At 72.9% G+C, this 23,252-nt stretch carries 20 protein-coding genes; 16 read left to right on the top strand and 4 right to left on the bottom strand.

Going from position 1 to position 23,252, the window contains the following annotated elements; genetic code table 11:
• Positions 1–41: 41 nt before the first annotated feature.
• Positions 42–461 (top strand): single-stranded DNA-binding protein, encoded by a 420-nt coding sequence (locus tag NI17_RS12615; RefSeq protein ID WP_068692740.1) that lies wholly within the window; start codon positions 42–44, stop codon positions 459–461.
• A gap of 8 nt (positions 462–469) precedes the next feature.
• Here the strand turns inward: NI17_RS12615 and NI17_RS12610 are convergent, their stop codons facing one another.
• The 3 genes from NI17_RS12610 to NI17_RS12600 are packed head-to-tail and all read right to left on the bottom strand — an operon-like array spanning position 470 to position 3,211.
• Entirely contained in the window at positions 470–1,474 is a 1,005-nt protein-coding gene (locus NI17_RS12610; RefSeq protein WP_119267830.1) for an HAD-IIA family hydrolase, read from the bottom strand.
• Positions 1,471–2,811, bottom strand: a complete 1,341-nt coding sequence (locus NI17_RS12605) for a DUF1015 family protein (protein WP_068692742.1) — start codon at positions 2,809–2,811, stop codon at positions 1,471–1,473. Before NI17_RS12605 ends, NI17_RS12610 begins: the two co-directional genes overlap by 4 nt.
• Before the next feature lie 49 nt (positions 2,812–2,860).
• Positions 2,861–3,211: an SCP2 sterol-binding domain-containing protein gene (locus NI17_RS12600; RefSeq protein ID WP_068692743.1), complete on the bottom strand. Its 351-nt coding sequence runs from the start codon at positions 3,209–3,211 to the stop codon at positions 2,861–2,863.
• A gap of 193 nt (positions 3,212–3,404) precedes the next feature.
• Here NI17_RS12600 and NI17_RS12595 point away from each other — a divergent pair, with 193 nt between their 5' ends.
• The 14 genes from NI17_RS12595 (at position 3,405) to NI17_RS12530 (ending at position 19,874) form a co-directional block, all read left to right on the top strand.
• Complete coding sequence (locus tag NI17_RS12595; RefSeq protein ID WP_068692744.1) at positions 3,405–4,193, top strand: hypothetical protein; 789 nt, start codon at positions 3,405–3,407, stop codon at positions 4,191–4,193.
• A complete protein-coding gene (locus NI17_RS12590; RefSeq protein WP_199860118.1) occupies positions 4,190–4,363 on the top strand; it encodes a hypothetical protein in 174 nt (57 codons plus the stop codon). The genes NI17_RS12595 and NI17_RS12590 overlap by 4 nt, the downstream gene beginning before the upstream one ends.
• Before the next feature lie 103 nt (positions 4,364–4,466).
• A complete protein-coding gene (locus NI17_RS12585; protein ID WP_068692745.1) occupies positions 4,467–5,267 on the top strand; it encodes a TlyA family RNA methyltransferase in 801 nt (266 codons plus the stop codon).
• A gap of 116 nt (positions 5,268–5,383) precedes the next feature.
• Positions 5,384–6,355, top strand: a complete 972-nt coding sequence (locus NI17_RS12580) for an NAD kinase (protein WP_068692746.1) — start codon at positions 5,384–5,386, stop codon at positions 6,353–6,355.
• Positions 6,356–6,421: 66 nt separating this feature from the next.
• The gene (gene recN / locus NI17_RS12575) at positions 6,422–8,119 is read left to right on the top strand and encodes a DNA repair protein RecN (RefSeq protein ID WP_068692747.1); all 1,698 of its coding nucleotides are present in this window, start codon (positions 6,422–6,424) and stop codon (positions 8,117–8,119) included.
• 100 nt (positions 8,120–8,219) lie between these two features.
• Positions 8,220–9,425, top strand: coding sequence for a putative cytokinetic ring protein SteA (gene steA / locus NI17_RS12570; RefSeq protein WP_199860119.1), 1,206 nt, complete (start codon positions 8,220–8,222; stop codon positions 9,423–9,425).
• Positions 9,422–10,459: a copper transporter gene (locus tag NI17_RS12565; RefSeq protein ID WP_068692749.1), complete on the top strand. Its 1,038-nt coding sequence runs from the start codon at positions 9,422–9,424 to the stop codon at positions 10,457–10,459. The genes steA and NI17_RS12565 overlap by 4 nt, the downstream gene beginning before the upstream one ends.
• A gap of 13 nt (positions 10,460–10,472) precedes the next feature.
• Positions 10,473–11,423 carry a hypothetical protein gene (locus NI17_RS12560; RefSeq protein WP_068692750.1) on the top strand — a complete coding sequence of 317 codons (951 nt, stop codon included), beginning with the start codon at positions 10,473–10,475 and terminating at the stop codon, positions 11,421–11,423.
• A gap of 66 nt (positions 11,424–11,489) precedes the next feature.
• Entirely contained in the window at positions 11,490–13,109 is a 1,620-nt protein-coding gene (gene murJ, locus NI17_RS12555; RefSeq protein ID WP_068692751.1) for a murein biosynthesis integral membrane protein MurJ, read from the top strand.
• Positions 13,106–14,203: a glycosyltransferase family 4 protein gene (locus NI17_RS12550; RefSeq protein ID WP_234402033.1), complete on the top strand. Its 1,098-nt coding sequence runs from the start codon at positions 13,106–13,108 to the stop codon at positions 14,201–14,203. Before murJ ends, NI17_RS12550 begins: the two co-directional genes overlap by 4 nt.
• A 295-nt stretch (positions 14,204–14,498) precedes the next feature.
• Positions 14,499–15,512 carry a TerC family protein gene (locus NI17_RS12545; protein ID WP_068692752.1) on the top strand — a complete coding sequence of 338 codons (1,014 nt, stop codon included), beginning with the start codon at positions 14,499–14,501 and terminating at the stop codon, positions 15,510–15,512.
• A 302-nt stretch (positions 15,513–15,814) separates the two neighbouring features.
• Positions 15,815–18,652: an excinuclease ABC subunit UvrA gene (gene uvrA / locus NI17_RS12540; RefSeq protein ID WP_119267818.1), complete on the top strand. Its 2,838-nt coding sequence runs from the start codon at positions 15,815–15,817 to the stop codon at positions 18,650–18,652.
• A 94-nt stretch (positions 18,653–18,746) separates the two neighbouring features.
• Positions 18,747–19,373: an RDD family protein gene (locus NI17_RS12535; RefSeq protein ID WP_084012733.1), complete on the top strand. Its 627-nt coding sequence runs from the start codon at positions 18,747–18,749 to the stop codon at positions 19,371–19,373.
• Positions 19,374–19,457: 84 nt separating this feature from the next.
• Entirely contained in the window at positions 19,458–19,874 is a 417-nt protein-coding gene (locus NI17_RS12530; RefSeq protein WP_234402034.1) for a Rieske (2Fe-2S) protein, read from the top strand.
• Positions 19,875–19,893: 19 nt separating this feature from the next.
• Here NI17_RS12530 and NI17_RS12525 read toward each other — a convergent pair whose 3' ends face one another.
• Positions 19,894–21,033 carry a mechanosensitive ion channel family protein gene (locus NI17_RS12525; protein ID WP_068692754.1) on the bottom strand — a complete coding sequence of 380 codons (1,140 nt, stop codon included), beginning with the start codon at positions 21,031–21,033 and terminating at the stop codon, positions 19,894–19,896.
• A 205-nt stretch (positions 21,034–21,238) separates the two neighbouring features.
• On the opposite strand from NI17_RS12525, the gene uvrC reads away from it, so the two are divergent.
• Entirely contained in the window at positions 21,239–23,236 is a 1,998-nt protein-coding gene (gene uvrC / locus NI17_RS12520) for an excinuclease ABC subunit UvrC (protein ID WP_243597506.1), read from the top strand.
• Positions 23,237–23,252: the final 16 nt, after the last annotated feature.

The following is a 23,252-nucleotide window of genomic DNA, read 5'->3' as shown; positions in this document are numbered from 1 at the left end:
CGGCACGGGAGTCACCGGTTCCCCAGTCTGAGAGGACGATCATGCACAACCCGTCGCCGATCCCCGTCTCTCCGAACGGTTCCGCGTCCGGGGAGCGGACCGCGCCCCGCCGCGAGCAGGCAGCCCAGCGGGCCGTCGGGCACCGCAACGAGATCCTGCTCGCCGGCCGGGTCACCGCCGAACCCTCGGTGCGGGAACTTCCCAGCGGGGACCAGTTGGTGACCTGGCGCATCGCGGTGGCCCGGCCTCCGTCGGAGCAGCGCTCCAACCAGCAGGTCGATCCCATCACCTGTGTCAGCTTCCACAAGGACATGGTCGAACTCACCCGGGACTGGCGGATCGGCGACACCGTCCAGGTCACCGGTGCGCTGCGGCGGCGGTTCTGGCGTTCCGCGAACGGCGCGGCCAGCGTCTTCGAGGTCGAGGCCAAGACCGCGTGGCGGGTCAGGGCAGGGGCATGAGACTCCGGTCACCAGCCCAGCAGACCGGTGGTCTCCCGAAGCGAGGCGGGGGAGAGCACGTGGTCGCTGTGCCACGCGGCCACGCACAGCGCCCGGAGGCCGTCGAGGCGCTCTCCCGCTCCCCGGAGTTCCAGTCGACCCCCGCGCACCGAGGCGGTCCACCCTCCGCAGTGCGCCCGACCGCCGTCCAGCAGGACCTGCGGGTGCGTCTCGTTGAGTCCTCCGATGTCGTGGGCGAGGTAGGAGGGGCGGTGCTTGGGCGGAGCCAGCAGGAGTTCCAGAGGGGTGGTCACCCCCGACAGCACCAGCAGACTGTGTGCGCCGCGCCGGGTCGCGCTCTCGATGTCGGTGTCGAGGCGGTCGCCGATCACCAGCGGGTCGACGGCACCGGTGCGGCGCACGCCCTCGTCGTGCAGCGGCGGTTCCGGTTTGCCCGCCACGAGCGGCTCCTGCCGGGTGGCGTGGGCGATCACCCGGGCGAAGGACCCGTTTCCCGGTTGGATGCCGCGGCCCATGGGGGCGGTGGCGTCGTTGTTGCTCACCACGAACAGGGCGCCCGCGGCCACCGCGAGCGCCCCCTCGATCGCCAGGTCGAACCCCGAGCGGGGCGCATACCCCTGGACCACGGCCACCGGCCGGTCGTGGACGGTCGTCACCGGGCGCAGCCCCTGGGCGCGCACCGCCTGACGCAGTCCCGTGTCACCGACCACCAGCACCGGCGAGCCCGGGGCGACCCGTTCGGCGATCAGCCGGGCGGCGGCCTGTGCGGAGGTGACCACCTCGTCGACCGCCGCGGTGACCCCCAGCGCGGTGAGGCGCTCGGCGATGGCCGCGGGGGTGCGTGCGGCGTTGTTGGTCACGAAGGCCACCCGCATCCCCTGGGCGCGGGCCTTGGCCACGGCGTCGGGGGCGGCGGGAACCACTCGGGGACCGAGGTAGACCACACCGTCCAGGTCGATCAGGGCGGTGTCGTAGACCGAGTGCAGAGGGCGGGATGCGGCCAGCAGAGTCATCGTCTTCCGTCACTGTCCGGGTCGTCGGCGGGTTCGAGGACACGCAGCACCAGACCGGTGCGCGGTTTGGGGGTGAAGGACGTTGATTTACGGGGGGTCAGTTCGCCGTGGGCGGCCACCGCGTAGACGTCGTCGATCCGCGGAGGGGGCAGGATCACCGCGGTCCCCCGGCCCTTCCCGGCCGCCGCGGCGGCCTCGGCCGCGTCGTCGTGGACCAGGCGGGCGTCCTCGTCACGCAGCCCGCACCGTGGGAGGAGCACGTGGCACAGTACCGCGGTGGGCAGCGAGCGCCACTGCTCGGAGCGGTGCGGAAGGGCGGCGGCCAGCGCGGCGCGGTCCACCTCGTGCACGAGGAAACCGTGCCGGGTGTCGGCCAGCAGCAGCGCGGGGCCCCGCCGGGCCGCATCGGCCAGTCGGGCCGCGGCCTCGGCGAGGGACAGGCCGGTGAGGTCGTCCACCCGGGCGTGCGCGGTGGCCGCACGCGCCATCCGTCGCGCGGCCACCCCGTCGAACACGCGGTGGATCGCGTTGAGGCGAGGGGGGAAGGAGTCGGAGTCGACGAGAAGGGCGAGTCCGTGGGCCCACGACCGCCGCCCCGGATGCCTCGCCCGCAGCCTCTGGTAGGCGGCGTACCGGTGGTGGCCGTCGGCGATCATCGCGCTCCGGGAGGACAGGTCGGCCGCGACGGCGGCGTGCCGGTCCGGATCGGTGATCGCCCACAGCCGGTGCCGGGTGCCGTCACCGGTGACGGTGTCGGTCAGCGGGGTCTCCCGGCACGCGGCACCGGTCAGCGTGGTCGCCGCTCCCCTCGACGGTCCCGTGCCGCCCCGGTAGAGCAGGAAGATCGGTTCCAGGTTCGCGCGGGTCCGCTCCATCAGCCGGACGCGGTCGGCGACGGAGGACTCGAGGACGTCCTCGTGGCCGCGCACCGCCCGGCCGCGGGGAGGGGGAAGCCGCAGGGCCCCGATGAGGCCGCGTTGGCGGACGCCGTCGGGACCGGTCTGCTCGTACACGTACAGTGCGGGATCGGCGTCGCGGACGAGGACGCCCTCGGCGATCCAGCGGTGCAGCGTGCGCGCGGCCCGCGCGTAGCGGTCGGGACCGGACAGGCCGCTTCGGGGGTCGGCCGCCGGGGGCAGCGTCAGGCGGACGGCGTTGCGGGGATCGGCCCGCACCAGGTCGGTGACGGCGTCGGCGGTCAACACGTCGTAGGGAGGAGCCAGCGCGAGCGCCGGATCCAGGTCGGGAGTCTCGAGGAGGGGACGGGCGTCGGGGGACGCGTAGCGCAGCCCGCGGAACGGCACGAGGGAGAGGACGTCTGCTGCGGATTCCGACACCCCAGAACGATACCGGTCGGATGCTCCCGGGACCGGGGGAACGCGGCGACTACAGCAGTTTGCGCAGCCGTGCCATGTCACCGAGGCTTGCCTTCACCTTGATTCGGCCGGTCAGCAGGGCCTTGGCGAAGTCCATGCGGTCGTCGGCCAGGGCCACGAGGTCGTCGCTGGCGACGGTGATGCGCACCTGGGCGCGTCCGTCCCCGGAGCCGAGGGGGTGCTCGGCGGCGTCGACCAGCCCCTGGGGGGTCAGTCGCATCGTGAAGACGGTCCGCAGGTCGCTGACGGTGAGGCTGACCGTCCGCTCCACGATGTGCGCGCGCCGCTGCGCCTCGTCGAGCCGGTTGATCCGGTCGGACACCCGGTCGATGGCGGAACGGCATTCTTCCACGTTGGCCATACCCCCCATCATGCCCCAACAGGCGGCGTTCGGAAGTCAAGCCGCATCTGTGACAAGCCGGACAGAGGGTGTGGGAAGGTGCGGTTCTGCGAGGTCGGGCCCCGCGGCCGGGAGGATACGGGTAGGTTTCTCCCGGGGCTTTTCTCAGCGGGCACCGCCGGCACACCTGGATTCTTCGAGGAGCACGTTCAATATGGTCGTCGACGTGGTACGCGCCTATCTGGAAGCCGCCAGCGGTCTCACCGAACTCACCCGCAAGGGAGCGGTCGCGGCGGCCAAGACCCTGCTCAGGGAGAGTGACGAGCGTACGCCGGTCCGCGCCGCCGACGGCGGTGGGAACGGAGCGGAGAGCGGTGAGGCGCCGGTGCTCGGCGTCCGCGTGGGGCCCAGCATCCAGGCGTTGGCGACCGAACTGATCGAGACCAACCGGAGCAACCGCGCCGCGATCGGCCGCCTCGTCGAGGGCGAGGTCACGCGGCTGCTGGACCGTCTCGACGTGGTCCCCCGGGACGACTACGACCGGCTGGCCCGCCGGGTCGCGGAACTGGAGCGGCGCCTGGCCGCGGTGACGGCGGCCCAGCGTCGACGGAGCGCGGCCGAGGACGCCGCGCGGACCGCGGCGGCCACCGCACCCGAGCCGCCCGAGACCGAGGACGCCGCGACCGCCGGGGACACCCCGGCCGCGGAGGCGGCGCCGGAGCCCGAAACCCGGACCTCCGCCCGAACCCCCGGACCCGCCGAGCTCCCCGACACCCCCGAGGACGCGGCCGAGGCCGCGGACAAAAGCGAGGCGGCGGACAAAAGCGAGGCGGCGGCCCCGGCGGAGCGGCCGCAGCCGGCCGAGGAGGCCGCCGACGCCCCCGATTCCAAGGGCGCCGCCCGCGGCGCCAGGACCAAGAGCACGCGCGCGCGCCCGACCAAGAGCCAGACCAAGCGGTCCGCGGCGCGCCGCGGCTCCACCAGGAACGGGAACAGGTCATGACCGACGAGGAAGCGCTCGCCGAACGCACCGCCGAGGGAGTGCGGAGCCGGCTGGAGTCCCTCGACGGGCTCCCCACCGCCGAGCACGTCGCCGTGTTCGAGACGGTGCACCGGGAACTCTCCGAGGTGCTCTCCGTCCTCGACGTCCACGGCCGGGACCGCCGACCGTGACCCCGCCGCGGCGCACGGCGGACCGCTGTACGCCGCACCCGCCCCGGAGTCGTACGGTGGGGTGAGCAGCAACCGTGACGGCGGAGGAGACGGACACCGGAACATGGCCAGACGCAGCCGACTGGACGCCGAACTGGTACGGCGCGGCCATGCGCGCTCGCGGGCGCACGCGGCCGAACTCATCGACGCGGGACTGGTCCGCGTCGCGGGAGGCACCGCCACCAAGGCGGCCACCCAGGTCGGCGCCGACCAGGCGATCGTGGTGGTGAAGGCCGACGACGAACCGGTCTACGTCTCCCGGGGCGCCCACAAGCTCGTCGGCGCGCTCGACGCCTTCGGTATCGATGTCGCGGGACGCCGCTGTCTGGACGCGGGCGCCTCCACGGGAGGCTTCACCGACGTGCTGCTGCGGCGCGGAGCCGCCCACGTCATCGCGGTCGACGTGGGCTACGGCCAGTTGGCCTGGTCGCTGCGGTGCGATCCCCGGGTGACGGTGCTGGAACGACAGAACGTCCGCGAACTCACGCCCGCCCACGTCGGAGAGCCCGCCCCCGACCTGGTGGTCGGCGACCTCTCCTTCATCTCCCTGCGGCTGGTGCTCGCCCCGCTGGCCGCCTGCGCCACCCCCGGCGCCGACTTCGCGCTGATGGTCAAACCCCAGTTCGAGGTGGGGCGGGAACGGGTCGGCTCCGGCGGCGTGGTCCGCGACCCCGAACTGCGTGCCGAGGCGGTGCGCGGCGTCGCCGACCACGCCCGGACACTCGGGCTGGGAGTGTGCGGCGTGGCCGCCAGCCCGCTGCCCGGCCCGTCCGGCAACGTCGAGTACTTCCTGTGGCTGCGTTCGGGCGCCCCGCCCCTGGACGAGGCCCGACTGCGCGGGGCGATCGCGGAGGGGCCGCAGTAGTCGTGGACCGCGCGTCCGTCCGGCCCCGGGGGTCGGATAACGTGACTCGGCCACCGGCAGATCCGGCCGCCACCGCAGACGGTGGCCGGGCACGGCGACGAGGAGGGCCTTTTCCGATGACCGGCGCAGGTGAGGACACGTCCGTCGACGTGGGCGGGGAGACCGGCCGTACCGTGCTCCTCCTGGCCCACACGGGGCGGCCCGCCGCCGTGCGTAGCGCCAGGCTGGTCCACGACCGCCTCACCCGGGCCGGGGTGAGGGTGCGGATGTTCGCCTCCGAGTTCGACGCGATCAAGCAGACCGGGGCGCGGATGCACCCGGTGGAGATCGTCGAGCCCGGTGTGGACGCCGCGCTGGGCGCCGAGCTCATCATGGTCCTGGGCGGTGACGGGACCCTGCTGCGCGCCGCCGAACTCGCCCGCCCCACCGGAGTCCCGCTGCTGGGCGTGAACCTGGGGCACGTGGGCTTCCTCGCCGAGGCCGAACGCGACGACCTGTCCGACACGGTCCGCTGCGTGGTCGAGTGCGACTACTCGGTGGAGGAGCGCATGACCATCGACGTCGCGGTCTACGGCGAGGGCCGTGGCGGCATGGGGCCGCCGGTGCGCACATGGGCGCTGAACGAGGCCACCGCCGAGAAGCTCGAGGCGGGGCGCATGCTGGAAGTGGTACTGGAGATCGACGGGCGTCCGCTGTCACGCTGGGGATGCGACGGGGTGGTGTGTGCCACGCCCACCGGTTCGACCGCGCACGCGTTCTCCGCGGGCGGCCCCATCGTGTGGCCTTCCGTGGAGGCGCTGCTGGTGGTGCCGTTGAGCGCGCACGCGCTGTTCGCCCGGCCCCTGGTGGTCTCGCCCGACGCGGTGATCGCACTCGAGGTGCTGCCGGACACGACCGACGGGGTGCTCTGGTGTGATGGACGCCGTATGGTCGAATTGCCGGCCGGAGCGCGGATCGAGATCTCGCGGTCGGGCACGCCGGTGCGCTTGGCGCGGTTGCAGCACGCGCCGTTCACCGATCGACTGGTCGCGAAGTTCGGCCTTCCGGTGGCAGGCTGGCGGGGACGGGCCGAGCGCGACGGCGGATAGGCGGTCCGGGCGTGGGCGGCTGGACCGCGCGGCGTCTCGGCAGTGGTGGTTACGGGAGAGAGACCGGTGCTCGAAGAAGTCCGAATCCAAGGCCTCGGCGTGATCGACGACGCGGTTCTGGAGCTGTCTCCAGGATTCACCGTGGTCACCGGCGAGACCGGTGCGGGTAAGACGATGGTGGTCACCGGTCTGGGGCTGCTCTTCGGCGGGCGGGCCGACCCGCAGCGGGTGCGTCCCGGCGCCCAGCGGGCGGTCGTGGAGGGGCGGCTGACGGTGGAGGCCGGCAGCAGGGTCGCCCAGCGCGTCGAGGAGGCCGGCGGTGAACTCGACGACGGTGTGCTGATCGTCTCGCGTAGCGTGTCCGCGGAGGGGCGTTCACGGGCCAGTCTCGGCGGACGCTCGGCGCCGGTCAGTCTGCTCGCCTACCTGGCCGACGACCTGGTGGCGGTGCACGGCCAGTCCGACCAGCAGCGGCTGCTGCGCACCGACCGGCAGCGCGCCGCGCTCGACCGCTACGCGGGTGAGGGGCTGAGCACGACGCTCGCCGCCTACACCGCCGCCTACCGCAAGCACCAGGAGGTCGAGGCGGAGTTGGCGGAGCTGACCACCCGGGCCCGCGAGCGCGCCCAGGAGGCCGACCTGCTGCGGTTCGGGGTGGAGGAGATCGCCGCGGCAGAACCCAGGCCGGGCGAGGACGCCGAACTGCTGGCGGAGGAGACCCGCCTGGCGCACGCCGACGCGCTGCGCCTGGCCGCCACCACCGCGCACCAGGCCCTGGCCGGCGATCCCGCCGGCGACGTGGAGGTGGACGTCACCGCCCTGTTGGCGGGAGCGCGCCAGGCACTGTCGGGGGTCCGCCAGCACGACGCCGCGCTCGCCTCCCTCGCCGACCGCCTGGACGAGGTCAGCTACGTGATCAGCGACGCCGCCACCGAACTGGCCTCCTACGCCGAGTCCGTGGACGCCGACCCGATGCGGCTGGCCGCGGTGCAGGAGCGCCGCGCGGTGCTCGCCCAGCTCACCCGCAAGTACGGCGACACCGTCGAGGACGTTCTGGCCTGGGCCGAGGACGCCGCCAAGCGGTTGACCGAACTGGAGGGCGACGACGAGCGCATCGAGGCGCTCACCGTGGAGGAGGAGCGGCTGCGGGAGCGGATGACCGAGCTCGCCGACCAGCTCACCGCCACCCGCACGGCGGCCGCCGAGCGGTTCGGGGCGGCGGTCACCGAGGAGCTCACCGCGCTGGCCATGCCGCACGCCCGCGTCACGGTCCGCATCCGCACCGGCGAGGGGTTCGGGCCGCACGGCCGCGACGACGTCGAACTGCTGCTCGCGCCGCACCCCAGCGCTCCGGCGCTGCCGCTGCACAAGGGAGCCTCCGGGGGTGAGCTGTCCCGGGTCATGCTGGCCATCGAGGTGGTCTTCGCCGGAGCCGATCCCGTGCCGACCTTCGTGTTCGACGAGGTGGACGCCGGAGTCGGCGGCAAGGCGGCGGTCGAGATCGGTCGCCGCCTGGCCCGGCTGGCCCGCCGCGCCCAGGTCATCGTGGTCACCCACCTGCCGCAGGTCGCGGCCTTCGCCGACGCCCACCTGGTGGTGGAGAAGTCCAACGACGGCATGGTCACCGAGAGCGGGGTGACCCGCCTGGACCGTGCGGGGCGGGTGCGGGAGCTCTCCCGCATGCTGGCCGGGATGGAGGACTCCGAGCTCGGCCGCGCCCACGCGGAGGAGCTGCTCACGCTCGCGGCGGCCGACCGCGCCTGAGCCCGCGTCCGGCGGACCGGGCGGCCCGCCGGGCACCCCGACACGCCGAGCGGTGACGCGGTGTCACCTGCCCGACTCCTTCCGTGGCAGTATGCGGGCGATGAAGGTTCCGACCGCGCTGAGCGCGCGACTTCCGAGGCTCCGTCGCGCCAAGCCCACCGGGATGGCCGGCGTGACCGCCCCTGTCCGAGCGGACCGCCGCACCAAGAACCTCACCAAGCGGCTCAGACCCGGCGACATCGCGATCATCGACCACGTCGACATCGACCGGGTGAGCGCCGAGGCCCTCGTGGAGTGCGGGGTGTCGGCGGTGGTGAACGCCGCCAGGAGCATCAGCGGCCGCTACCCCAACCTCGGCCCGCAGCTCATCGTCGAGGCGGGAATCCCCCTGGTCGACGAGGTGGGACCGGAGATCTTCGCCCAGGTGGAGGAGGGGGAGCGGCTCCGGTTGGAGGGCGGCGTCCTGATGCGCGGCGACACGGTCGTGGCCAAGGGCACCGAACAGGACGACGAATCGGTCAAGGCCGCCATGATCGAGGCGCGCGCCGGGCTCGCGGTCCAGTTGGAGGCGTTCGCCGCCAACACCATGGAGTACCTCAGACGCGAGCGGACCCTGCTGCTGGAGGGGGTCGGCGTTCCCGACCTCGCCACGCAGATCGAGGGACGGCACGTCCTGATCGTGGTGCGCGGCTACCACTACCGGGAGGACCTCGCGGCGCTGCGCCCCTACATCCGCGAGTACCAGCCCGTCATCATCGGGGTGGACGGCGGCGCCGACGCGCTCCTGGAGGCCGGCTACCGGCCCGACATCATCGTCGGCGACTTCGACTCGGTGTCCGACCGGGCACTGGCCTGCGGCGCGGAACTGGTGGTGCACGCCTACCGGGACGGGCGGGCGCCCGGGCTGCGCCGCCTCACCGAACTGGGGTACGAGGCCGTCGTCTTCCCGGCCACCGGGACCAGTGAGGACGTGGCGATGATGCTCGCCGACGACGCCGGAGCCGCGCTCATCGTCGCGGTCGGAACCCACGCCACCCTCGAGGAGTTCCTGGACAAGGGACGCGCGGGGATGGCCAGCACCTTCCTCACCCGCCTCCGGGTCGGCGGCAAGCTCGTCGACGCCAAGGGCGTCAGCCGCCTCCACCGCAGCCGCATCTCACCGTGGACGCTGCTGCTGCTCGTGGCGGCCAGCCTGCTCACCATCGTCGTCGCGGCCTACAGCTCTCCGGCGGGCCAGGTCTACATGACCTTCCTCGCCGTGCGGTGGGACGCGTTCCTCTACTGGCTCACGGGGCTCTTCGCGTGATCGACTTCCGTTACCACCTGGTCTCCACCGTCGCGATCTTCCTGGCGCTCACCGTCGGCATCGTGCTGGGAACCACCATGCTGCAGGATCCGCTGCTGCACACGCTCAAGGCCGAGACCTCGCAACTGCGCGAACAGAGCGAGCGGCTGCGCACGGACAAGGACCGCGCCGACCGGCTCAACGCGGGCAACGCCGAACTCGTCGCCGCCTACGCGGAGGCGATGCTCGACCGTCGGCTCACCGGCGTGCGCGTCGTGGTGGTGGAGCCCCCCGGGGTGGACGCCGCCTCCCGCGAGGAGATCGCCGAGCTGGTGCGCGGCGCCGGCGGAACGGTCACCGGCCGTCTGGTCCTCACCGACAGCTACCTCGACCCCGGCGAGTCCGACGCCGTCGAGGAGATCGCCGACCGGTGGAGCGAAGAGGGCGACGAGGCCGAAGGCAACCCCTACGAGCGGGCCGGAGCCGGGATCGCGCGGGCGGTGCTCGCCGGGGGAGAGGACACCGAGGGCGCGCGGCGGGGGGACGGGTTCGACCCCCGGGCGCTCATCGACGAATACGTCGAGGCCGGACTGCTCGCCGTGCACGGCGAGCCCGCCTCGGGCGCCGACACGGCACTGCTGCTGGCCCCCGCCGAGCCCTTCGCGCTCTCCGACGGCCGCGAGGACAGCGACGCCACCCCTCCCGCGAACGCGATGGTGCTGGCGCTGGCGCGCGCCCTCGAGCGGGCGGGCGGCGGCACCGTCCTGGCCGGGGCGCCGAACGCGGACGGCCCCACCGGCGTCATCCGGCAGGCGCGGGCCGAGGAGGCCCGGTTCACCACCGTGGACACGGCGGGCACCCCCGCGGGCGACGTCGTCACCGTGCTGGCGCTGGCGCTGGCCGACGAGGGCCGCAACGGCCACTACGGGATCGGCGCGGGGGTCGAGGGCTTCCTGCCCGCCTCGCTGCCCACCCCCCGTCCCGACCCGACCCCCGAGCCGTCGGTCGGCGGCGTCTCGACCGACGACGTCTCCTCGACCGGCAACGAGTCATAGCGAGTCCTCACCCATGTCCTCTCTGCTCTCTCCGCTCTCCGCCGCCCACCGCGCACGTCCCGGGCGGCGGGGCGGCCACACGCCGCGCCGACGGGCGCGCACGGCCGCGAACCTGACGGGCGCGGCCGTCGGCGCGGTCGCCGCCCGGGGCCTGTACACGGTGCTGACCGGCCGGTGGGGTGCGGAAGGCGACGCCTCCCGCACCCCCTGGCACCGCGTCAACTTCCGGGGCGAACGGGTCACCCTGCTGGAGGGCCCCGCCCTGGCGGCCGGAGCGTGCGCGGGGATCGCCCTCACTCCGGGGGCGCGCCCCGGGCTGCGTGCGGCGGCCGTGCTCGCCGGATGCGGCGCGGCGGCGTTCGGCGCCTACGACGACCTGTACGGCTCGCAGGACTCCCGGGGCTTTGGGGGGCATCTGCGGGCGCTGGCCCGCGGCCGTGTGACCACCGGGGCGGTCAAGATCGCGGGCATCGGCGCGAGCGGACTGGCCGCCGCCGCGGCACTGACCCGCGACCCCGTGGACGTGCTCGTCAACGGCGCGCTCATCGCGGGCAGCGCCAACCTGCTCAACCTGTTCGACCTGCGGCCGGGACGCGCGGCCAAGGTGGGGCTGCTGGCGGGAGCCTCGGCGCTGGCCCGTCCCGCCGCCGCGGCGGTCGCCGCCCCGGCGCTGGGGGCGACCGCCGCCCTGCTCCCCGAGGACCTGGGGGAGCGGGCGATGCTCGGTGACGCGGGAGCCAACGCCCTGGGCGCACTGCTGGGGGTGGCCGCCGCGGCGGGCCTGTCGCGGCGTGTCCGCGTCGGACTGCTCGCCGGAGTGGTCGGCCTGACCGCGGCCAGCGAGTTCGTGAGCTTCACCAGGGTCATCGCGACGACTCCGCCGCTGCGCCGCCTCGACGAGTGGGGGCGCAGGCCGCCTCCCGTCCCCGTCCCCCGGCCCGTGCCGGCGCTGCGCCCGGGGTGAGCGCGCCGGACCGCGGGCAACGCCCGTGACCGGTGCGGCCGACTGACGGAAGGGAGCGGACCGGCGGTGGTCAGGGAACGGGGAACAGCGGCCTCCCTGGCGGGAGCCGCGGTGCTCATCGGCGTCGCCACGGTCTTCGCGCGCATCGCCGGGTTCGGCCGCACCGTCGTGTTCGCGCACACGGTCGGGGAGAACTGCCTGGGAACCGCCTACGTCACCGCCAACCAGGTGCCGACGGTGCTGTACGAGATCGTCATCGGCGGCGCGCTGTCGGGGGTGGTCGTGCCGGTGCTGGCCGCCGCGGCCCGCCGGGGAGACGCCGAGTACGTGCGCCGCACCGCGTCGGCGCTCGTCACCTGGGTGGTGGTCGTCGCCGTGCCGCTGAGCCTGCTGCTCGCCGCGGCCTCGGAGACGGCGGCGCGGCTGCTGCTGGCCGGGACACCGGGGTGTGCCTCCGCCGAACTTCTCGCGCTCGCCGCGCGCTTCCTGGTGGTCTTCGCCCCGCAGGTCCTCTTCTACGGTCTGGCGGCGGTGCTGTACGGCGTCCTGCAGGCGCACCGGCGCTTCCTCGCCCCGGCGCTGGCGCCGCTGCTGTCCAGTCTCGTCGTCATCTGCGCCTACCTCGCCTTCCTCCCGTTGAGCGGGGGAGCCGACGACGTCGGCGCGCTTCCCGTCGCGGCCGAACTCGCCCTGTCGGCGGGCACCACCGCGGGGGTGGTCGCGCTGTTCCTCACCGCGCTCGTCCCGGTGCTGCGGATGCGGCTGGGACTGCGGCCCGCCCTGTCCTTCCCGCCCGGAGTCGCGCCCAGGGTGCGCTCCCTGGCCGTCGCCGCGCTGCTGCCGCTGGCCGCCATGCAGGTGACCCTGCTGGTGTCGATGTGGCTGGCCAACCACGGCGGCGGCGGGGGGACGGGGGTCCTCTACAGCTACGCCTGGACACTGTTCACCCTCCCCTACGGCATCGTCGCCGTTCCCATCGCGACGAGTGCGTTCACCGCCCTGGCGGAGCGCCACGGGGAGCGGGACCGGGACGGCTACGACCGGGTCCTGTCGGTCGGGACGCGTGCCTGCCTCATCGCCGTCACCGGTGCGGCCGTCGCGCTCGCCGCGGCGGCCGCACCGGTGGCCCGGCTGTTCGCGCACGACGGGGCCTACCCGTTGGAGGTGGCGCTGCTCGCGTACGCGCCCGGGGTCGTCGCCTTCGGGATGACGGCTCTGCTCAGCCGCGCCCTGTACGCCGTCCACCAGGGGCGCGCCGCCGCCGTGGCGCAGGTGAGCGGGTGGGCGGTGGCGGTGGTCGCGGCCGGGGGCGCGGTGGCGCTGTGGCCGCCCGGGCAGACGGTCGCCGCGTTGGGCGCGGGCACGTCGCTGGGGTTGGGGGTGGGCGCGGTGCTGCTGGCAGCGGCGGTGCTGCGGGTACGCGGACGGGCCGCGTTCACCTCTCTCGGCCGTACCACGGCGGCCTGTGCGCTGGGCGCGGCGGTGGGATACGGGTGCGGGGCGGGCACGACCGCGCTGCTGCCCACCGGTTCGACGCTGCTCGCCGCGGCCGCGGCGCTGCTCGGCGGGGCCGCGGCGGTACTGGGATACGGGGCGGCGGTGGCGGTGGTCGACGCCGCGGCGCTGCGCGCGGCGCTCACCCGCCGTGTCGGCGCGCGAGACACCACGGAGGAGACGTCGGAGTGAACGGGTTGCGGATCGTGTTGGCGCTGGCCACCAGCAGCGGGGGCGTGGGCAGCCACGTGCGGTCGCTGTGCTCCGGGCTGGGCGAGCGGGGCCACCGGGTGGCGGTGGTCGGCCCGGCGGCCACCGGGGAGCGGTTCGGCTTCACCGGAGCGGGCGTGCGCTTCGCCCCGCTGGAGGTGGGGGACCGTCCCCGCCCGCTCGGTGACGCCGCGGCGCTGCTGCGGCTGCGCGCGCTGCTGGCGGGCGCCGACGTGGTGCACGCGCACGGGGTGCGCGCGGGAGCGTTGGCGGCGCTGGCCCGTCCGGCCGCGCCGCTGGTGGCGACCCTGCACAACGCGCCGCCCGCCGGTGGCGGCGCCCTGCTGTTCGGGGCGCTGGAGCGGGTTCTGGCGCGGCGCGCGGACCTGGTCCTGGGGGTCTCCGGCGATCTGGTGGAACGGGCGCGCGCCCGGGGCGCGCGCCGGGTGGGACGGGCGCTGGTGCCCGCGCCCGCCATGGCCGCCTCCGGACGGGACCCGGCCGAGGTCCGCGCCGGTCTGGGGGTGGAGCCGGGACGGCCGCTGCTGGTGACCGTGGCCCGGCTGGCCGAGCAGAAGGGGCTTCCGGTGCTGCTGGACGCGGCCCGGTCGTGGGCGCGGCGCACGCCGCCGCCGCTGGTGGCGGTCGCCGGGGAGGGACCGCTGCGGGAGCGGACCGCCGCGCGGATCGCCGCCGAGGGCCTTCCGGTGCGGCTGCTGGGGCGGCGCAGCGACGTCGCCGACCTGCTCTCCGCCGCCGACGTGTTCGTCCTGGCGAGCGTGTGGGAGGGGCAGCCGCTGGTGGTCCAGGAGGCGCTGCGCGCCGGGGTCCCCGTGGTGGCCACGGACGTGGGGGGCGTCGCGGAGCTGACCGGGGACGCCGCGGCCCTGGTGCCGCGGGGGGACGCCGCCGCGCTGGCCGGGGCGGTGTCGCGGATCCTGGACGACGGCGCGCTCGCGGCGCGGATGCGGGCCCGCTCACGCGCGGCGGGAGCCGCGCTGCCCCTGCCGGGGGAGGACTGCGACCAGGTCATCGGCTACTACGCGGAGCTCGTCAACGGGCGAGCGCTCAGGTGAGGCCAGCCTCACCTTCTCTCCAAGCGAAAATGGCGGAACCGGTGGTTCTCCGCGCTCCGCGGTGGTGGCATCATGGACCCGGTGTCAAAAGTGGACGGAATTTTCTCGCCTCCGCTTCGTTGCACCGTTCGGTAGGGGAGTATCCCTTCGCGGCGGCGTCGTCATCACGGAACGCAATGGCGCGTTCCCGGTGCCGTCGGCCCACACCTGTGCCCCGTGGGCGGGAGAGACCTCCGGTTCTTGTCGTGTCCGCGCGAGTGAGGGCGGCCACCGCAACCGGAGGAGAGGAGCCCCAATGAACGTGCCCCTGTGGGTCTGGCTGGCGACCATCGTCGGAATCGTCGCGATCCTGGCCATCGACCTGGCCATCGTCGACCATCCGTGGAGCAGGAAGCGCGAACCCAAAGAGTTCAGCATGAGGGAGGCCTCCTGGTGGTCGGTCTTCTACATAGCCGTCGCGATCGTCTTCGGGTTCGGCATCTGGTATTTCGTGGGCTGGGAGAAGGCCGGTGAGTACTTCGCGGGCTACGTCACCGAGAAGAGCCTCAGCGTCGACAACCTCTTCGTCTTCTACCTGATCCTCACCTCCTTCGCGGTGCCCAAGAAGTACCAGCACGAGGTGCTGCTGATCGGCATCGTGCTGGCGCTGGTCATGCGCGGCGTCTTCATCGCCGTGGGCGCGCAGGCCATCAACGCCTGGAGCGAGGTCTTCTACCTGTTCGGCGCGTTCCTCATCTACACCGCGATCAAGATCGTCCGGGACAACGTCAAGGGCTCCGAGGAGGAGGAGACCGACTACACCAACAACTTCGCGGTGCGCATGGTCCGCAGGGTCTGGCCGGTCACCGACGGCTACCACGGTTCGCACCTGACGGTGAGGCTCGACGGCCGCCGCCACGTCACCCCGATGTTCATGGTCATCGTCGCCATCGGCGTCACCGACCTGGTCTTCGCGGTCGACTCGATCCCGGCGATCTTCGGTCTCACCCAGGACGCCTACCTGGTGTTCACCGCCAACGCCTTCGCGCTGCTGGGCCTGCGGGTCCTGTACTTCCTGCTGGCCGGACTCATGGACAAGCTGGCCTACATCAGTTGGGGCCTGGCCGCGATCATGGTGTTCATCGGCGTCAAGATGCTGCTGCACGCGCTGCACGAGAACGGGGTGCACGTCCCGGAGATCGGTACCGGACTGTCGCTGACGGTCATCCTCGGCGTGATGACCGTCACGGTCATCGCCAGCGTGCTCAAGGCCCGCAGCGACGCCAGGAAGCTGAGGAACCGCACCGGCAGCATCACCTCCGGCGAGTAGGCCCGCGGGCGGCGCGGAATCCTCGCGGGAAACCCGCACAGTCGAACAGGCGTACCCATAGAATGGGGTCTCGGTCGGAATGCGGCCGGGACCCCGCTGGTTATCGTGGGGAGAGCTTTCCCGAGGCGGCGCCGCCGTGCCGTCTTCCGCCCGCTTTCGGCAGAGACATCACTCACGACGCCGCGGGCGCGGGGCCGTCGAACGGCCTCCCGTACCGCCCGCGGGCGTCTGCCCACCCCTCGACGAGGAAGGATGGAGCGCACCGGCTCCCGGCAGCCGCCGGGGTCCACGCGCGAAGAGACATGGCCGATCGTCTGGTGATCCGCGGGGCCCGCGAGCACAACCTCAAGAACGTCTCCCTGGACCTGCCCCGGGACTCGATGATCGTGTTCACCGGGCTGTCCGGTTCGGGTAAGTCCTCGCTGGCCTTCGACACCATCTTCGCCGAGGGGCAGCGCCGCTACGTCGAGTCGCTGTCGGCCTACGCCCGCCAGTTCCTCGGCCAGATGGACAAGCCCGACGTCGACTTCATCGAGGGCCTGTCCCCGGCGGTGTCCATCGACCAGAAGTCCACCAGCCGCAACCCGCGCTCCACGGTCGGCACCATCACCGAGGTGTACGACTACCTGAGGCTGCTGTGGGCGCGCGTCGGCAGGCCGCACTGTCCCCGGTGCGGGAGGGAGATCTCCCGGCAGACCCCGCAGCAGATCGTCGACCGGGTGATGGAGCTCGCCGAGGGCACCCGCTTCCAGGTGCTGGCGCCCGTGGTGCGCGGACGCAAGGGCGAGTACGCCGAACTGTTCCGCAACCTGCAGGCCAAGGGCTTCACCAGGGCGCGGGTCGACGGCGCCCTGGTGCGGCTGGACGAGGCGCCCGCCCTCAAGAAGTACGAGACGCACGACATCGCCGTCGTCGTCGACCGGCTCAGCGTCAAGGCGTCGGCCGTCAAACGGCTGACCGACTCGGTGGAGACCGCGCTGCAGTTGGCGGGCGGCACCATCCTGCTGGAGTTCGTGGACCTGCCCGCCGACGACCCCGAGCGGGAGCGGATCTACTCCGAACACCTGTACTGCCCCTACGACGACCTGTCGTTCGAGGAGCTGGAGCCACGGTCGTTCTCCTTCAACTCGCCCTACGGGGCCTGTCCCGAGTGCGCGGGGCTGGGCACCCGCATGGAGGTCGACCCCGAACTGGTGGTGCCCGACCCCGCCAAGACCCTCAACGAGGGCGCCATCGCGCCGTGGAGCGGGGGAAGCCCCAGCGAGTACTTCACCCGCCTGATGCAGGCGCTGGGCGAGGCGATCGGCTTCGACCTGGACACCCCGTGGGAGAAGCTGTCCAGGGCGGCGCGCAGGGCGCTGCTCAACGGCCACGACACCCAGGTGCACGTCAGCTACCGCAACCGCTACGGGCGGCAGCGCGCCTACTACACCGACTTCGAGGGCGTGGTCAACTGGGTGCGCCGCCGCCACTCCGAGAGCGACAGCGACTTCGTGCGCGAGCGGCTCGAGGGCTACATGCGCGTGGTGCCCTGCCCGGCGTGCCAGGGCAGCCGCCTCAAGCCGGACGTGCTGGCGGTGACCGTCGGCGGACGCTCCATCGCCGAGGTCAGCGCGCTGCCGTTGAACGAGTGCGCGCGGTTTCTCGGTTCGCTGGAGCTGTCCGAACGCGACCGGGTCATCGCCGCCCAGGTGCTCAAGGAGATCAACGCCCGGCTCGGCTTCCTGCTGGACGTGGGTCTGGACTACCTCAGCCTCAGCCGTGCCGCCGGGACGCTGTCCGGCGGCGAGGCGCAGCGCATCCGGCTGGCCACCCAGATCGGCTCGGGGCTGGTCGGGGTGCTCTACGTGCTGGACGAGCCCTCCATCGGGCTGCACCAGCGCGACAACTTCCGGCTGCTGGAGACCCTGCAGCGGCTGCGCAACATCGGCAACACCCTGATCGTCGTCGAACACGACGAGGACACCATCCGCGCCGCGGACTGGGTGGTGGACATCGGTCCGGGGGCGGGCGAGCACGGCGGCCGGGTCGTGGTCTCCGGCCCGGTCCGGGAGTTGGTGGACAACCCCGAGTCGGTCACCGGCCAGTACCTGTCCGGGCGGCGCGCGATCGAGGTCCCGGACGTGCGGCGGTCCCGCGACGCCAGGCGCCAGCTCGTCGTCAAGGGGGCGCGCGAGAACAACCTGCGCGACCTGGACGTGGCCTTCCCGCTGGGCGTGTTCACCGCCGTCACCGGGGTGTCCGGCTCCGGCAAGTCCACACTGGTCAACGAGATCCTGTACAAGGCGCTGGCCAAGGAGCTCAACGGCGCGCGCGAGGTGCCGGGGCGCCACACCCGGGTCAACGGGACGAACCAGGTCGACAAGGTCGTGCACGTCGACCAGAGCCCCATCGGCCGCACCCCGCGGTCCAACCCGGCCACCTACACCGGCGTGTTCGACCACATCCGCAAGCTGTTCGCGCAGACCACCGAGGCGAAGGTGCGCGGATACCAGCCGGGGCGGTTCTCCTTCAACGTCAAGGGCGGCCGCTGCGAGGCGTGCGCGGGCGACGGCACGATCAGGATCGAGATGCAGTTCCTCCCCGACGTCTACGTGCCGTGCGAGGTCTGCCACGGCGCCCGGTACAACCGGGAGACGCTCGACGTGCACTACAAGGGCAGGACCATCGCCGACGTGCTGGACATGCCGATCGAGGAGGCGCTGGAGTTCTTCGAGCCGATCAGCGCCATCCGCCGCCACATGCAGACCCTCAACGACGTGGGTCTGGGCTATGTGCGACTCGGCCAGCCCGCCACCACCCTGTCGGGCGGCGAGGCGCAGCGGGTCAAGCTCGCCACCGAACTGCAGCGCCGCTCCACCGGGCGCACCGTCTACGTCCTGGACGAGCCCACCACGGGCCTGCACTTCGCCGACATCGAGAAGCTGCTGGGCGTGCTGGGACGCCTGGTGGACGCGGGCAACACCGTCATCGTCATCGAGCACAACCTCGACGTCGTCAAGACCGCCGACTACGTCATCGACATGGGACCCGAGGGGGGTGCGCGCGGCGGCACGGTGGTGGCGACCGGAACGCCGGAGGAGATCGCGGAGGTTCCGGAGAGTTACACGGGCCGGTTTCTCCGTAAGATTCTCACCTGAGGAATCGGCAGCGGATCTCCGCGGGGTCCTGTGCGCCCTGTCGCGCCCCGGGGTGTCCCGCGCGGGTCCGTACCAACACCGGAAGGCTGTCCCCATGACCCACCCCCCGCCCCGGGACCCCCGAGCGACCGCGGCACACGGCCCCGGACAGTGGCCGGTTCCCCGGCCGCCGGTGGCGTACACGGGCTACGGTCACCCGCTGTCGGCTTCCGTGCCGGGCACGGCGAGGCGGCACGGGCTGGCCTCGTGGGGGCAGCGGTGCCTGGCGCGCCTACTCGACACCTGCTTCGTGGCCGTCCCGCTGGGCGTGGTCCTGGTTCTCGCCTGGCTGCTCTGGTTCTTCCTCGCCTTGCTGGCCGACAGGACCGTCGAGTCCGCGAGCAGCGGAAGCATGATCTTCATGAGCGTGTGCGGGTTTTTGGCCTGCACGCTCTACGACGTCATCTTCCTGCGCAACTGGGGGCGCACCCCGGGCAGGATGATCGCCGGGATCGTGGTGGTGCCCGTGAACGGGGCGCCCAGGATCCCCCTCGACGCCCTCGTCGCCCGCTCCGCGCTCTTCCAGCTCCCGGCTCTGGCGACGTGGGCGCCTGTGTGGGCACTGGTCCTGGCCTACGGGCTGTGGGCGGTGCTGTTCTGCCTGTGGCCGCTGTGGGATGCGCCCAGCCGGCAGGGCGTGCACGACAAGGTCGCCCGGACTGTCGTGCTGCGGCAGGACTGAGCCGCCCGCCGCCCCGGGGCGGTCCGCCTCCGAACAGGTACTACATTGCGTAGTAGGTATGTTCGGACCACTCAGGGAGCTGTCATGACAACGGAGCCGTCGCCGTGCGCCTGCCGGATCAGCCGACGCACGATGCTGGCGGGCGCGGGCGCCACGGGAGCGGTGGCGCTCACCGCGGGGGCCTGCGGAACCGCGCCCAAGCCGCAGGACACGCTGCGCGGGCGGGTGGTGGCCCAGACCACCGACGTTCCCGAGGGCGGCGGACTCCTGGTGGTCGACGCCAAACTGGTGATCACCCAGCCCACGCCGGGCGAGTACCGGGCCTTCGGCGCGTCGTGCACCCACGGGGGCTGCACGATCCAGGAGGTCACCACCGACATCCACTGCCTGTGTCACCACAGCAGGTTCGACCTCAACGGGGAGGTGCTCCAGGGACCGGCCGTCGATCCGCTGGAGCCGTTCGAGGTGCGGGTGGAGGGCACCGACATCATCCTGGTCTGAGCCGGGGACGGCGCGGGGGTCAGTCGGCCTCGTCGACCCGCTCGCCGCCGACGGCGGCCGCGGCGGAGGAGTGGCGAAACGCCGAGGAGGGCCACATCGCGGCGTACCGCTGCTCCTCGCCGTCCATCCCGGTGAACTGGGTGCGGTTGCGCGGCAGCGCCTCGGGGAAGTTCTCGCGGATGTAGACGAGCATGTGTTCGCGCAGCTCCACCGAGAGCGTCCAGCGGGCGCTGGAGTCGGCGGCGCTCACCGTGGCGCGCACCTCGATCAGCCCGGAGTCCAGCACGTCGGTGACCTCCAGCGCCCAACTGCGGCCGTCCCACAGCGGGTGCCGGGTCACGAACGACTCGACCTCGGCGCGCAGCCGGTCCACCGGGACCTCCCAGTCGAGCCGGAACGCCACCACCCCGGTGATGTTGCTGCCGTGCTTGGTCCAGTTCTCGAACGGGGTGGTGGTGAAGTAGGACACCGGCAGGACCAGGCGGCGCTCGTCCCAGATGCGCACGGTCACGTTGGTGAGGGTCAGTTCCTCCACACGCCCCCACTCGCCCGCCACGACCACGACGTCGTTGATGCGCAGCGAGTCGCTGAACGCCAGTTGCAGCCCCGCGAACAGGTTGCCCAGCGTGGCCTGCGCCGCCACACCGGCGATGATGCCGATCAGACCGGCCGACGCCAGCAGCCCGGCGCCCAGGGCGGCGACGGCGGGGAAGGTGAACAGGATCGCCGCGACCGCCAGCAGGCCCAGGACCGTGGCCGCCACCCGGCGCAGCAGCCGCACCTGGGTCTGCAGCCTGCGGGAGCGCCGGTCGGCGTCACCGTTGTGAACGGCCAGGCGGGCCAGCACCGTGTCGGTGATGGCGTAGGCGACGGTCAGCCCCAGCCAGGTCAGGGAGGCGATCATCGCGATGCGCATGCCGTGCTGGAAGATCGGATACCAGAAGCGGGGGTTCTCGAACCCGCTGGCGTTGGGCAGCGCGAGGTTGATCCCCAGCACCGCGGCCGCGGCGTACGCCGAGTAGCGGCACCGCCGCACCAGGTGCTCGGCCACGCTCCACACCTTGGACAGCTGGTGAGTCAGCAACCAGTGCAGCACGGTGATCAGGAGCACCGAGACCGCGACGGCGACTCCCACCGCGATCCAGTTGCCGATTGACATCACTGGAGGAACCCCCTGAACGAAGCTCGGGAACGTAAAGTGTGCAACGCGAATACACGGACAACCTAGAACATCCCTATGCCGAACCGTGACATCCGCGGGGGTGAGTAACCGCATTCTCAAGGAAGCGCAGGCCTGCGGCTCCGGGCGGGCGGCGGGGGCGGACCGGGTGCGAGCAGTGCCGCCCCGCGACCACAATGGGACCATGACCGTCCGACCGACCCTGCGCCCCAAGCCCGGATCGATCCCCACCGACCCGGGGGTCTACCGCTTCCGGGACGAGCACGGCCGCGTGATCTACGTCGGCAAGGCCAAGAACCTGCGCGCGCGGCTGTCCTCCTACTTCCAGGACTTCGGCGCGCTGCACCCGCGCACCCAGTCCATGGTCTCCACCGCGGCCGACGTCGACTGGACGGTCGTGGGCACCGAGGTGGAGGCGCTGCAGTTGGAGTACTCCTGGATCAAGGAGTACGCCCCGCGCTTCAACGTCCGCTACCGCGACGACAAGAGCTACCCGTACCTCGCGGTCACGCTCAACGAGGAGTACCCCCGGGTGCAGGTGATGCGCGGCGCCAAACGCCGGGGAGTGCGCTACTTCGGGCCCTACTCCTACGCCTGGGCCATCCGCGACACCGTGGACCTGCTGCTGCGGGTCTTTCCGGTGCGGACCTGCTCGGCGGGGGTGTTCCGGCGCGCCCGCTCCAGTGGACGCCCCTGCCTGCTCGGCTACATCGACAAGTGCTCCGCGCCGTGCGTGGGCCGGATCGACGCGGCCGGGCACCGCGCGCTCGCCGAGGACTTCTGCGCCTTCATGGCGGGCGAGACCGGCCGGTTCCTCAGGGCGCTGGAGGCCGAGATGCGCCGGGCCGCCGCCGAGCAGGAGTACGAGCGCGCCGCGCGCCTGCGCGACGACGTCCAGGCGCTGCGCACGGTCATGGAGAAACAGGCGGTGGTCCTCGGCGACGGCACCGACTGCGACGTCATCGCCTTCGCCGAGGACCAGTTGGAGGCCGCCGTCCAGGTGTTCTACGTGCGCGGCGGACGCGTCCGCGGCGAACGCGGCTGGGTGGTCGACAAGGTCGAGGACGTCTCCACCGGACAGCTCGTCGAGCAGTTCCTCTCCCAGAACTACGGCGCGGCCGAAGCGGACGAGAGCACGGCGGGGGCCGCCGCGGCCATCCCCCGCGAGGTGCTCGTCTCGGCCGAGCCCGCCGACCGCGCCGCCGTCACCACCTGGCTGGCGGCGCGGCGCGGCGCGGCCGTGGACGTGCGGGTGCCGCAGCGCGGCGACAAGCGCGCCCTGATGGAGACCGTCGCCAAGAACGCCGAGCAGGCGCTGGCCCGGCACAAGAGCCAGCGCGCCTCCGACCTGACCACCCGCTCCAGGGCGCTGTCGGAGATCGCCGAGGCCCTGGGGCTGGCCGAGGCCCCGCTGCGCATCGAGTGCTTCGACGTCTCCGACCTCCAGGGCGAGCACGCGGTGGCGTCCATGGTGGTGTTCGAGGACGGCTTGGCCCGCAAGTCCGAGTACCGGCGGTTCAGCGTCCGCGGCGGCTCCGGAGCCGAGCACAGCGACGTGGCGGCGATGCACGAGGTCATCACCCGCCGGTTCACCCGCTACCTGGAGGAGAGCCAGCGTTCCGGCGAACTGGACACGCTGGGCGACAGCGGCGGCCACGCGGCCACGGACCGCTCCTCCGGCTCGTCCGCCCCCAGGTTCGCCTACCCGCCCAACCTGGTCGTCGTGGACGGCGGCCGCCCCCAGGTCGCGGCGGCCCGGCGGGCTCTGGAGGAGCTGGGCATCGAGGACGTGGCGGTGTGCGGCCTGGCCAAGCGGCTGGAGGAGGTGTGGGTGCCCGACGACGAGGACCCGATCATCCTGCCGCGCGCCAGCGAGGGCCTGTACCTGCTGCAGCGGGTCCGCGACGAGGCACACCGGTTCGCGATCTCCTACCATCGACGCAAGAGGGCCAGGGCGCTCACCGCCAGCGCCCTGGACGACATCCCGGGGCTGGGCCCCGTCCGGCGCGCCGCTCTGGTCAAGCACTTCGGATCGGTGCGACGCCTGGCGGAGGCCACGGTCACCGAGATCGCCGAGGTGCCCGGCATCGGGACGCGGACCGCGCAGACGATCCACGAGCGGCTCACCGGCACCGCCGACACCGGCGGGGCGCGTCACACACCATCGGACAACAGCGAGTGAGACAACCGAGACCATG

It is taken from the genome of Thermobifida halotolerans, assembly GCF_003574835.2.
In the GTDB taxonomy this organism is placed as follows: Bacteria; Actinomycetota; Actinomycetes; order Streptosporangiales; family Streptosporangiaceae; genus Thermobifida; species Thermobifida halotolerans.
This window is presented reverse-complemented; position numbering and strand designations above follow the sequence as displayed.